This window comes from Helicobacter pylori oki112, assembly GCF_000600085.1.
Classification (GTDB): Bacteria; Campylobacterota; Campylobacteria; order Campylobacterales; family Helicobacteraceae; genus Helicobacter; species Helicobacter pylori_CY.
This window is the reverse complement of sequence record NZ_CP006821.1, coordinates 1,035,407-1,047,359: the sequence shown is the minus strand read 5'-3', so window position 1 is coordinate 1,047,359 and position 11,953 is coordinate 1,035,407. Positions and strand designations below refer to the sequence as shown.

The 11,953-nt window shown below is 39.5% G+C and carries 8 protein-coding genes; 5 read left to right on the top strand and 3 right to left on the bottom strand.

The features are described from left to right. Positions 1-66: 66 nt before the first annotated feature. Positions 67-1,377, top strand: coding sequence for an adenosylmethionine--8-amino-7-oxononanoate transaminase (locus tag HPOKI112_RS04935; RefSeq protein WP_025309889.1), 1,311 nt, complete (start codon positions 67-69; stop codon positions 1,375-1,377). A 72-nt stretch (positions 1,378-1,449) separates the two neighbouring features. On the opposite strand, the gene gatC is transcribed toward HPOKI112_RS04935, so the two are convergent. Genes gatC through HPOKI112_RS04920 form a run of 3 tightly spaced genes read right to left on the bottom strand, consistent with a single transcriptional unit; the run spans position 1,450 to position 4,310 of the window. After that, positions 1,450-1,731: an Asp-tRNA(Asn)/Glu-tRNA(Gln) amidotransferase subunit GatC gene (gatC, locus tag HPOKI112_RS04930; RefSeq protein ID WP_025309888.1), complete on the bottom strand. Its 282-nt coding sequence runs from the start codon at positions 1,729-1,731 to the stop codon at positions 1,450-1,452. Positions 1,732-1,745: 14 nt separating this feature from the next. Further along, positions 1,746-3,221 (bottom strand): 2,3-bisphosphoglycerate-independent phosphoglycerate mutase, encoded by a 1,476-nt coding sequence (gpmI, locus tag HPOKI112_RS04925; RefSeq protein WP_025309887.1) that lies wholly within the window; start codon positions 3,219-3,221, stop codon positions 1,746-1,748. Between the two features lie 12 nt (positions 3,222-3,233). Beyond that, on the bottom strand, positions 3,234-4,310 hold the full coding sequence (locus HPOKI112_RS04920; RefSeq protein ID WP_025277004.1) for a hypothetical protein: 1,077 nt from the start codon (positions 4,308-4,310) through the stop codon (positions 3,234-3,236). 112 nt (positions 4,311-4,422) lie between these two features. Here HPOKI112_RS04920 and glyS point away from each other — a divergent pair, with 112 nt between their 5' ends. The 4 genes from glyS to HPOKI112_RS04900 are packed head-to-tail and all read left to right on the top strand — an operon-like array spanning position 4,423 to position 11,945. Further along, positions 4,423-6,528: a glycine--tRNA ligase subunit beta gene (gene glyS / locus HPOKI112_RS04915; protein ID WP_025276138.1), complete on the top strand. Its 2,106-nt coding sequence runs from the start codon at positions 4,423-4,425 to the stop codon at positions 6,526-6,528. Further along, positions 6,518-7,816, top strand: coding sequence for a TolC family protein (locus HPOKI112_RS04910; RefSeq protein ID WP_025276137.1), 1,299 nt, complete (start codon positions 6,518-6,520; stop codon positions 7,814-7,816). The genes glyS and HPOKI112_RS04910 overlap by 11 nt, the downstream gene beginning before the upstream one ends. A 20-nt stretch (positions 7,817-7,836) precedes the next feature. Next, complete coding sequence (locus HPOKI112_RS04905) at positions 7,837-8,886, top strand: efflux RND transporter periplasmic adaptor subunit (protein ID WP_162471596.1); 1,050 nt, start codon at positions 7,837-7,839, stop codon at positions 8,884-8,886. Continuing rightward, positions 8,886-11,945, top strand: a complete 3,060-nt coding sequence (locus HPOKI112_RS04900; protein ID WP_025276135.1) for a CusA/CzcA family heavy metal efflux RND transporter — start codon at positions 8,886-8,888, stop codon at positions 11,943-11,945. Before HPOKI112_RS04905 ends, HPOKI112_RS04900 begins: the two co-directional genes overlap by 1 nt. The last annotated feature ends 8 nt before the right edge of the window (positions 11,946-11,953 follow it).

Sequence of the window (11,953 nt, the reverse complement as noted above, 5' to 3'; positions counted from 1 at the left end):
AAAATCAAATAACCTTATTTTAACCAAAGGTTATTAAAATTATCCTTATTATAGAGAGTTTTTAACATGAATTTTCAAGAAAATTTAGCCGCTTTGGATTTAGAGTATCTTTGGCACCCTTGCTCGCAAATGCAAGAGCATCAAAATTTCCCCATTATCCCCATTAAAAAGGCTCAAGGGATTTACCTCTATGATTTTAATGATAACGCTTACATGGATTTGATCAGCTCATGGTGGGTGAATCTTTTTGGGCATAATAACGCCTACATCAGCCAGCAGCTTAAAAATCAAATTGATAATCTAGAGCATGTCCTTTTGGCTTCTTTTAGCCATAAGCCCATCATCACGCTCTCTCAAAGGCTTTGCCAGCTCACTCATATGGACAAATGCTTTTATGCGGATAACGGCTCATCTTGTATTGAAATCGCTTTGAAGATGAGCTATCATGCCCATTTTTTAAAGAATCAAACGAACCACAAAAAGCTTTTTTTATCGCTCTCTAATTCCTATCATGGTGAGACTTTGGGAGCGTTAAGTGCGGGCGATGTGAAACTCTATAAAGACACTTACACCCCTTTATTGCTCAAAAATCTCACTACGCCTGTGCCTAAAAACGACAATGAAATAGAAAATAGTTTGAACGCCTTAAAGCGTTTGTTAGACAAGTATCATGAAGAAATTTGCGCCTTCATTGCAGAGCCTCTTTTGCAATGCGCAGGGAATATGCATATTTATAGTGCAAAATATTTAAAACAAGCCGTTTTATTGTGTAAGCAAAAAAACATCCACATTGTTTTTGATGAAATCGCTACTGGGTTTGGGCGCACAGGGAGCATGTTCGCTTTTGAACAATGCGAAATTGAGCCGGATTTTTTATGCTTGTCTAAAGGGATTAGTGGGGGGTATTTGCCTTTAAGCGTGCTATTAACCCATAATGAAATCTATAACCAATTTTACGCTCCCTATGAAGAAAATAAAGCGTTTTTGCATTCGCACAGCTACACAGGAAACGCCCTAGCATGCGCATGCGCAAACGCTACGCTGGATATTTTTGAAAAAGAAAATGTTATTGAAAAGAACAAGGCTTTAAGCGGGTTTATTTTTAACGCGCTCCAAAACGCATTAAAACCCTTGATAGATCAACAAGTGGTGTCTGATTTAAGGCATTTGGGCATGGTCTTTGCCTTTGAAGTCTTCATTCAAACCAAAGAGCGTTTGAGTTTGGCGGTTTTTAAAAAAGCTCTAACCAAAGGCCTGTTATTGCGCCCTTTAAACAACACCATTTACCTCATGCCCCCTTACATTATCACGCATGAAGAAATCAACAAAGCGATTGCGGGGTTAGTGGAAACCCTTGATGAGTTAAAAAAAGGCTGAAAGCGCTTTTTTCTGTCTGTTTGATTTCAAAAATCAAGTTTTTAACTTGATATGAAACCTATTCAATAAAACCTATTCAATGATTTTAGGCACAACGAAGTAATGATCCTGGCTGTGTTTGTTCTGGCTTAAAATCTCTTTGGCGGTGTTAGGTTGGCTTTTAGGCTCGTCTTCTCTTAAAGGGGTGCATAGCTCTGTATCTGTTTTTAGCGTGCTAGTTTCTAAAGCGAAAATGTTTTCTACAAAGCCTAAAACCTCCGCTAAATGACCTTTAACGCTCTCTTTATGCTCGTCTTTAATCTCTAACATGCTCAATTTTTCCAAGCGTTGCAATAATGCGTCATCAATTTGCATTCTTTTCCTTTAGTTTAAAATAGGGGTTCGTCCATCGTTGCTGGGGCTTTAAGGCCCATGAGTTTTAACACGCTGCTAGCGATATTGTTTAGCGCTCCGTTTTTAATGGATCTAACTCCATTCCCTAAAACAAAACAATACACGCTCCCGGCGGTGTGGTTGGTTAAGGGGTTTTGATTTTCATCTTTCATGCGTTCGCAATTCCCATGATCGCTGGTTAAAAGCATGGCGTAATCCAATTTTTTAGCCAGTGAAAGGATTTCCCCTAAGCATGCATCCACTGCTTCTACCGCTTTGATGCTCGCTTCAAAATTCCCTGTATGCCCCACCATATCGCCATTAGCAAAATTCACAATGATCAAATCCGTGCCTGATTTCATTTGTTCTAACACCGCAAGGGTTACTTCTTTAGCGCTCATTTCAGGCTTTAAGTCATAAGTGGTTACTTTTGGGCTTTGGATAAGCACCCGGTTTTCATTTTTAAAAGGCGCTTCCACCCCACCATTGATGAAAAAGGTTACATGCGCGTATTTTTCAGTTTCAGCGATATGGCTTTGGGTCAGGTTGTGTTGAGAGACCACTTCAGCGAGCGTGTTTTGAACGCTTTCTTTGGGGAATAAAACAGGGTAGGAGAAAGTGTTATCATAAGGCGTCATGGTAGCGATATGGAGTTTTTTAAAAGTCTCGCGCTCAAAACCGCTAAATTCCTTTTGGCCTAAAGCGCTCACGATTTCTCTGGCCCTATCATTCCTGAAATTGATAAAAATAAAACTTTCACCATCTTGCATGCCGCAATAATTTTTAAAACAAGCGGGCATGATAAATTCATCGGTGGTATTTTTATCATACTGGCTTTGGATATACTCGCTAGGGCTTAAAGGCGTGTTATTAAGCCCCATTAAGCTATGATACGCAAGTTCAATCCTTTCAAAGCGATTATCCCTATCCATCGCATAAAAACGGCCGCCTATGGTAGCGATTTGAATGTTTTCATTGCAGATATTTTGCATTGGTGCTAAATAAGTTAAAGCGCTTTTAGGAGCGACATCGCGCCCATCGGTGATTAAATGCAGAAAGACTTTTTTATGGGATTTTTCACACTCTAAAGCCAGAGCGATAAAATGCTCAATGTGTGAATGCACGCCCCCATCGCTCATCAAACCCATAAGATGCACCACTTGGCTTTTTTGGATCGTGTTTAAAAAAGCGGGGTTGTTTTTTAATCCATCGTTTTGAAGGCTTAAAGAAATTTTGACTAAATCCTGATAGAGCACCCTACCAGCCCCAATACACATATGCCCCACTTCAGAATTTCCCATTTGCCCCTTAGGTAAACCCACGCTCAAGCCATGCGTATCAATCAGGCTATAAGGCAAGGTTTTAAACATCAAATCATAAGTGGTTTTTTTAGCATGAAAGAATGCGTTATGATCGCTATCTTTACGATACCCAATGCCATCAGTGATAATCAAAAGAGTTTTTTGCGCCATTTTTAGGACTTTTTAAAGCTCTTGCATGAGAGTGATGTGGTTAGCTAAAATCGCATTCCTTTGCCCTGGAGAGCAATTTTTGCACACTTCTTTATTTTTGGAATTTTTGGAAGCGGTTTTAGCGTGGCTTTTAATATTATTTATATTATTTTTAGAGGAGCGTTTTGGATTCGCTTTAGCCGGTTTTTTGGGGCTTTTTTTAGCGGGTGTGAAATCAGCGCTATTGATTTGAGCCAAATACATGGGTTTATCTTTTTCTTTTTCTGGCTTGTTGGTTGTTTGCTCGCTAGTTGTCTCTTTCATTTCTCGGGGTTTTTCTGCTTGGGTTTCCTCTGTTTGAGTTTCTTTGGTCTCTGTTTTAGCTAAAGTTTGGGGCATGGCGTTGCCGATAGGGTCTAAATCTAGGTTGCTATTAGCGCTTTTTTGCAATTCTTGGTCATTACTGGACTGCGAATCAAAGATTTTAGATTCTTTCAAACGCCTGATCCTGTCTTGTATCTCTTCGTAATATTTTTCAGCATCAGCGTTAGACTTCTCGTTTTTTTCCCAACGACTGCCCTTGTTGTAAGATTTGATCATGTCTTTTAGATTATCATGGTAGCGTGTTTTCCAATAGAGCAACTCTTTTAAAGCCACTTCAGAAGCAAACGCATCGTCTTTAATGAGCAATTCCCCCATCACATTACGCAAAAAGGGGCTATCATTATGCCCATAGCTTTTTAGAACGCTAGGGATATAAGAATGATACACGCCCGCACTCGGATCGGAAAAATTGATTTTATAAACCCCTGCGCATGATTCTTTCCATGCGATGCCTGCCATTTCATAGCCTAAATTTTCTTTAGAGCCGAATTGATAAGCGGCTTTTAAGACTTCTTTTTGCTTAGCGTTAAAATCTTTAAGATTATCGCAATTGGTCATCATGACTTTAGTAACGGGCGATTTGGGTTTGTTTTTAACCCCCTTAGCGGGCTTAGGCTCTGTTTTAGTGGGGCTTTCTGCTGCGGCTAAACTTAAAGATGCACTTAAGGCTGCACCTAGCCATAAGGCTTTAAAAAGGGTGTGAGTGAGTGGGGTTAAATGTTTCAAAACGCCTACCTTTTGTATTTAAGAAATAAACTAAACTAAGAATAAATTAAAGTATAATTCTAACATGATTTAGTCTTAAAAGTGATTTTGTTTTTTAGGGAGAATTGAGATTTTGCATTCAGATGAATTGTTAGTAGAGATTTTGGTTGAAGAATTGCCCGCACAAGCGTTATTGAATGAATATAAAGAAATGCCTAAAAAACTCCACGCTCTTTTTCAAAAACGCGCTTTAGAAGTGGGAACTATAGAGGTTTTTTACACCCCTAGGCGCTTGTGTTTGTTTATCAAAGACTTTCCTCTTTTAACCCAAGAAACCAAAGAGGAATTTTTTGGGCCTCCGGTTAAAATCGCATGCAACAATCAAGATAAAACGCAAGGGCTGAACGCGTTAGGTTTAGGGTTTTATCAAAAATTAGGACTAAAGGATCACCAGCATTTCCAAACAGCGTTTAAAAACAATAAAGAAGTGCTTTATCACGCTAAAATCCACGCCAAACAGCCTACAAAAGATTTAATCATGCCCATTGTGTTAGAGTTTTTAGAGGGTTTGAATTTTGGGAAGTCTATGCGTTGGGGCAATGTGGAAAAAAGCTTTATCAGACCCATTCATAATATTTGCGTGTTGTTTAATGGGGAAAATTTTAACGGTATTGAAGTTAAAGAATATGGCTTTAAAACCAAGCAAGCCACGAAAGCGCACCGACAAGAGGGTTTTGATTTTATCCAGGTGGATAGCCCTAAAGCCTATTTTAAAGTTTTAGAAAAAAACCATGTCATTTTAGACCCTAAAAAGCGCGAAGCTAAAATCTTACAAGAAATTAAAGAGCTAGAAACAAAGCACCACATCATCGTAGAAATAGATAGGGATTTATTAGATGAGGTTGTAGCGATTACTGAATACCCTAGTGTGCTTTTAGGGGAGTTTGACAAGGCGTTTTTAAAATTACCCAGTGAAATCATCATTACTTCCATGAAAGAAAACCAGCGCTATTTTGCAACCTTTAGTCAAAAAAGCCAAGAAGAAAGCCCAACATTACACAACGGCTTTATTGTGGTGAGTAACGCTATCAATAAAGACAAGCAAAAAATCATTGCAGGCAATCAAAAGGTTTTAAAAGCCCGTTTGAGCGATGCGGTTTTCTTTTATGAAAACGATCTCAAAAAGCCTTTAGATAACGCTCCTTTAGAGAGCGTGGTTTTTGTGCAAGGTTTAGGGACTTTAAAGGATAAAATGGAGCGCGAATCAATCATCGCCCAATACTTGACGCAAAAATATCTTTCATCTTTAAACATGCCTTTAGAAAAAGCCCTTGAGTTGGTTAAAAGAGCCGTTCAAATCGCTAAGGCGGATTTACTCAGTGAAGTGGTGTATGAATTTAGCGAGCTTCAAGGGATCATGGGCTATTACTACGCTTTAAAACAAAACGAAAACGAGTTAGTCGCCTTGAGTGTGAAAGAGCAGTATTTGCCCGCAAGCGAAAACGCTCCCTTGCCCTCTAGTGTTTTTAGCACGATCGTGGCTTTGAGCTTGAAATTAGACAGCCTGTTTTCTCTTTTTAGTGCGGGTAAAATCCCTAGCGGATCTAAAGATCCTTTTGCTTTAAGGCGCTTGAGTTTTGGGTTATTGAAAATCATCGCGCATTACGGGTTAGAATTTGATTTAAAAGCGGATTTAAAAAACCTCTTTGAAAAAGTGGGCGTTTATCAAAGCTTTGATTTAGAGATTTTAGAAAAGTTTTTACTGGAACGCTTTAATAATTTAATAGATTGTAACCCCTCTATTATAAGAAGCGTGTTAAACACCAATGAGCGAGATATTGTTAAAATCATTCAAAAAGTCAAAGCCTTAAAACGCTTTTTAGACGATCCTAAGAACGCTCAAAAAAAAGAGTTGCTTTTTAGCGCTTTCAAACGCTTAGCCAATATCAATAAAGACAGAAACCTTAACGAGTCAAGCGAGTTTTCTACCCATCTTTTTAAAGAGCCAAAAGAGCATGCCCTTTTTGAAGCGTTCAATGCGATCAAAATGAGCGCTTTTGAGAGTTTGGATAGCAAAATAGAGGCTTATTTTGGTTTGCATGCACCTTTAGAAGAGTATTTTAAAAGCGTGCTAGTCATGGATAAAGATATAGAAATCCAAAAAAATCGTAAAAATTTCTTATGGGGCGTGTATCAAAGTTTCTTAGAAATTGGGGATATTAAAGAAATTGCGATTTAATGCTGTCAAACGCAAAGTCCGGCGTTTTTTGGGGGTAACTTTTTTAATAAGCATGTTTGGCGCAGGCATGCTTAGCGCTAAAATCTTTACCCTACAAGAGTTTTTTAAAGAAGTAGAAATTAATTCAATGGAGTTGATCGGCAAAAAAGCCGATTTTAAAAGCCGTTTGAATGAGCAACGCTCCGTAAACGCTTGGGATTTCCCCTATATTTATAATGAAACTTCTATGGTGAAAAACTTCCAAGGCATTGTAGAAGCGCAGCCCAGAACCCTTTTAATGGTAAGGCCCAAGCTCCCATGGGTGAGTTCGCTTTTATCCAAAAGCCTTTCTATTAAAACCATTCAATACGATAAAAGCTATCAATTGAATAAAAATCTCGCTTTTATTGGCGCTAAACGCCTTTATTTGACTTATGTGATGACTAAAGAAAAGTATCAGGTGTATGCGCAACGAGAAGCGAACTTTTATTCGCAGCTCAAAATCGCTAAAGAAAAAGTCAAAGCCGGCAGCATGAGCGAAAAAGATTATATCAACTTCAATAATTCTTATTTGGAATCCAAACTCGCTAAAACCAATGTGGAAACCAAACTCATAGATTTAGAAAAGATGCTAGACACGATGCTTGCGATTGTGGAGCCGGTCAAAGAGGGGGCGCATTTTGACACTTATTTAGATCATTTGCATGATGTCAAGGTGATCGGTTTGGATTTTGAATACGTGCGATTAGAACCTGAAGCTTTAAAGTTTAAATTGGATCGCTCGTTGTATGTGGATATTTTGGATTTGACAGCTAAAGATTATCAGGTGAATGCGAAATTGGCTAATAGAGATGTGTTTAATGAATTTGAGTTTGGGATTGGCTCTGAAAGCTATAACTCTTCCACTAACCTTTCTATAGAAGTGCGTATCCCTTTACCGGTAACGCCTAAAAATATCTATCAAAAGCGTAAATTCTTGGATTTGCAAAGCGGGACGCTCGCGCAAAATGAAGTGATGAAACGAAACATTAGAATCAACGCTAACTCCTACTTAAACCAGCTCAAAACCAAAGAAGCATACATTGAAACCCAAAAAGAAGCCATTGCCAATAAGAAGCGTTTGATGGAAATGGGGCGCATCGCTTATGAAGCCCAAAAAATCGGGCTTTTTGAATACTTGATTTATCAAAATTCTTACATGGACGCCCTCATCACTCTAGCGGAAGCCAAGATTGAATACATTGATATTAGCGCGCTTTTAGAAGAGACTTTAGGGGAGAGTTTGACCAGATTAGGAGAATTGCATTGAAGCGGGCGTTATGGTGGCTTATGTTAATGGGCGTTTTGGGTGTTTCTTTGGAGGCTAAAGAGTATCCAGAAATTGTTTTAGAAGAAAAAAACTTGCAACCCATGGGGTTAAAGGTGATTAAATTAGATAAAGAAATTTTTAGTAAAGGGCTTCCTTTTAACGCTTATATTGATTTTGATAGCAAAAGTTCTGTGGTGCAGAGCTTGAGTTTTGATGCGTCTGTGGTCGCTGTTTATAAAAGAGAGGGCGAGCAGGTGAAGGCTGGAGATGCGATCTGTGAAGTGAGCTCCATTGATTTGAGCAATCTGTATTTTGAATTGCAAAACAACCAAAATAAATTAAAAATCGCTAAAGATATTACTAAAAAAGATTTAGAGCTTTATAGGGCGGGGGTGATCCCTAAAAGGGAGTATCAAACGAGCTTTCTAGCCAGTGAAGAAATGGGCTTAAAAGTCAATCAACTAGAATCCACTTTTAAAAGCTTTGGCGTGGATCCCAAAAACCCTAAGGGGCAGTATGGTTTTAGGATTGTGGCTAGAGATGGCGGTCTTTTAGCGTTAGCGCCTAAAAATGTGGGCGAAAAGATTTTGGCTTTCACTAGCTATGTGCGTATTTCAAAAAGCGATGATTTGATCGCTCAAATCAAATTGCCTGTAGGCGTTTCTAAATCCATTAAAAGGGATTCGCCGGTCTATAATGAAGAGGGGGAAAAAATCGGGAAAATCCAAAGCGTTTCGGTGGTGTTAGACAAAGGCTCTAACACGATTTTAGCCACCGCTTTATTAGATGAGGGCAATTACCATGTGGGGGAAATGGTAGAAATGTATATTCAAGGCTCTCAACCCAAAGACTCGGTTTTAATCCCTTCAAACGCTTTAATCAGAAACGGGAAAGATTACTTAGTGTTTGTTAGGACGCCTAAAGGTTTTAGGCCTGTGGTGGTTCAAGTTTTAGAAGAGCGCAGCAAGATTTTTATCGTGAACGCTCAAAATTTACACCCTAATGACAGCGTGGCAGTGGGGTCATTGATAGGGTTAAAAGGCATGATCAACAATTTAGGGGAAGAATAATGCTCGCTTCCATTATTGAATTTTCCTTACGCCAGCGAATAATCGTGATTGTTTGCGCGATTCTTGTTTTGTTTTTTGGGACTTATAGTTTTATTAATACTCCAGTAGATGCTTTCCCGGATATTTCGCCCACTCAAGTTAAAATCATTTTAAAACTCCCTGGCTCTAGCCCTGAAGAAATGGAAAACAACATCGTGCGCCCTTTAGAATTGGAGCTTTTAGGGCTAAAAGGGCAAAAATCTTTAAGAAGTATTTCAAAATATTCTATTTCAGACATTACGATAGATTTTGATGACAGCGTGGATATTTATTTAGCGAGAAACATTGTTAATGAACGCTTGAGCAGCGTGATGAAAGATTTACCCGTGGGGGTTGAGGGGGGCATGGCGCCCATTGTTACGCCGTTGTCAGACATCTTTATGTTCACCATTGATGGCAATATCACCGAAATAGAAAAACGACAGCTTTTAGACTTTGTGATCCGTCCGCAGTTAAGAATGATTAGTGGCGTGGCGGATGTCAATTCTATTGGAGGCTTTAGCAGAGCGTTTGTGATCGTGCCGGATTTTAATGACATGGCAAGGCTTGGGGTGAGTATTTCTGATTTAGAATCGGCTGTGAGAGTGAATTTAAGAAACAGCGGAGCGGGGCGCGTGGATAGAGATGGCGAAACCTTTTTAGTCAAAATCCAAACCGCTTCTTTGAGTTTAGAAGACATTGGAAAAATCACCGTTTCCACGAATTTAGGGCATTTGCACATTAAGGATTTTGCAAAAGTCATCAGCCAGTCTCGCACCCGTTTGGGGTTTGTCACTAAAGATGGCGTGGGCGAGACCACAGAGGGCTTGGTGCTTTCTTTAAAAGACGCTAACACCAAAGAAATCATCACTCAAGTGTATCAAAAACTAGAGGAATTAAAACCCTTTTTACCGAGCGGTGTGTCCATTAATGTTTTTTATGATCGTTCAGAATTCACGCAAAAAGCCATTGCCACCGTTTCTAAAACGCTCATTGAAGCCGTTGTTTTAATCATCATCACGCTTTTTTTATTTTTAGGGAATTTGAGGGCGAGCGTGGCTGTGGGGGTGATTTTACCCTTAAGCTTGTCCGTGGCGTTTATTTTTATCAAACTGAGCGATTTGACTTTAAACTTGATGAGTTTAGGGGGGTTGGTTATCGCTATAGGCATGCTCATTGACTCAGCCGTGGTGGTGGTGGAAAACGCTTTTGAAAAATTGAGCGCTAACACTAAAACCACTAAACTCCATGCAATCTATCGTTCATGCAAAGAAATCGCTGTTTCGGTGGTGAGCGGGGTGGTGATTATTATTGTGTTTTTTGTGCCGATTCTAACCTTACAGGGGTTAGAGGGCAAGATGTTTAGGCCTTTAGCGCAAAGCATTGTGTATGCGCTTTTAGGCACTTTAGTTTTATCCATCACTATCATTCCTGTAGTGAGCTCTCTTGTCTTAAAAGCCACGCCCCATAGCGAAACCTTTTTAACGAGGTTTTTAAACAGAATCTACGCCCCTTTATTGGAATTTTTTGTGCGTAACCCTAAAAAAGTGATTTTAGGAGCGTTTGTTTTTTTAATCGCGAGCCTTTCTTTATTCCCTTTTGTGGGGAAGAATTTCATGCCCGCTTTAGATGAGGGCGATGTGGTTTTGAGTGTGGAAACCACCCCTTCTATTTCTTTAGATCAATCTAGGGATCTCATGTTAAACATTGAGAGCACGATTAAAAAGCATGTCAAGGAAGTCAAAAGCATTGTCGCGCGCACAGGGAGCGATGAACTGGGGTTGGATTTAGGGGGCTTGAATCAAACCGATACTTTTATTTCTTTCATCCCTAAAAAAGAATGGAGCGTTAAAACCAAAGATGAATTATTAGAAAAAATCATGGATTCTTTAAAAGACTTTAAGGGGATTAACTTTTCTTTCACCCAACCCATTGAAATGAGGATTTCTGAAATGCTTACAGGGGTTAGAGGGGATTTAGCGGTTAAGATTTTTGGAGATGATATTAGCGAATTGAACCAATTGAGTTTTCAAATCGCGCAAGCTCTAAAAGGGATTAAGGGATCTAGTGAAGTTTTAACCACGCTCAATGAGGGCGTGAATTATTTGTATGTAACCCCTAATAAAGAAGCGATGGCGGATGTGGGGATCACTAGCGATGAATTTTCCAAGTTTTTAAAATCCGCTTTAGAGGGCTTGATTGTGGATGTGATCCCCACAGGGATTTCACGAACCCCAGTGATGATCCGCCAAGAGAGCGATTTTGCAAGCTCTATCACTAAAATCAAAAGTTTAGCCTTGACTTCAAAATATGGCGTTTTAGTGCCTATCACTTCTATCGCTAAAATTGAAGAAGTGGATGGCCCTGTTTCTATTGTGCGTGAAAATTCAATGCGCATGAGCGTGGTTCGCAGCAATGTGGTGGGGCGCGATTTGAACTCTTTTGTAGAAGAGGCTAAAAAAGTGATCGCTCAAAACATCAAACTCCCTCCCAGTTACTATATCACTTATGGGGGGCAGTTTGAAAACCAGCAACGGGCCAATAAAAGGCTTTCTACCGTTATCCCTTTAAGCATCTTAGCGATCTTTTTCATTCTTTTTTTCACTTTTAAAAGCATTCCTTTAGCCTTGCTCATTCTTTTGAATATCCCTTTTGCGGTTACCGGAGGCCTTATTGCGTTGTTTGCGGTCGGGGAGTATATTTCAGTGCCAGCGAGCGTGGGCTTTATCGCTCTTTTTGGGATTGCGGTTTTAAACGGCGTGGTGATGATAGGCTATTTTAAAGAACTTCTCTTGCAAGGAAAAAGCGTAGAAGAATGCGTTTTATTGGGCGCTAAAAGGCGTTTAAGGCCGGTTTTAATGACTGCTTGCATTGCCGGTTTGGGTTTGATACCTTTATTGTTTTCTCACAGCGTGGGATCAGAAGTCCAAAAACCTTTAGCGATTGTGGTGCTTGGAGGCTTAGTCACCTCAAGCGCTCTAACCTTACTCTTACTACCGCCCATGTTCATGCTCATTGCTAAAAAGATTAAAATCAATTAAGGGATTTT

Excerpts from the sequence above, each read along its gene's own strand:
- gatC (WP_025309888.1), bottom strand. The coding sequence starts at position 1,731 with ATGCAAATTGATGACGCATTATTGCAACGCTTGGAAAAATTGAGCATG.
- HPOKI112_RS04935 (WP_025309889.1), top strand. The coding sequence starts at position 67 with ATGAATTTTCAAGAAAATTTAGCCGCTTTGGATTTAGAGTATCTTTGG.
- gpmI (WP_025309887.1), bottom strand. The coding sequence starts at position 3,221 with ATGGCGCAAAAAACTCTTTTGATTATCACTGATGGCATTGGGTATCGT.
- HPOKI112_RS04900 (WP_025276135.1), top strand. The coding sequence starts at position 8,886 with ATGCTCGCTTCCATTATTGAATTTTCCTTACGCCAGCGAATAATCGTG.
- HPOKI112_RS04905 (WP_162471596.1), top strand. The coding sequence starts at position 7,837 with ATGTTAATGGGCGTTTTGGGTGTTTCTTTGGAGGCTAAAGAGTATCCA.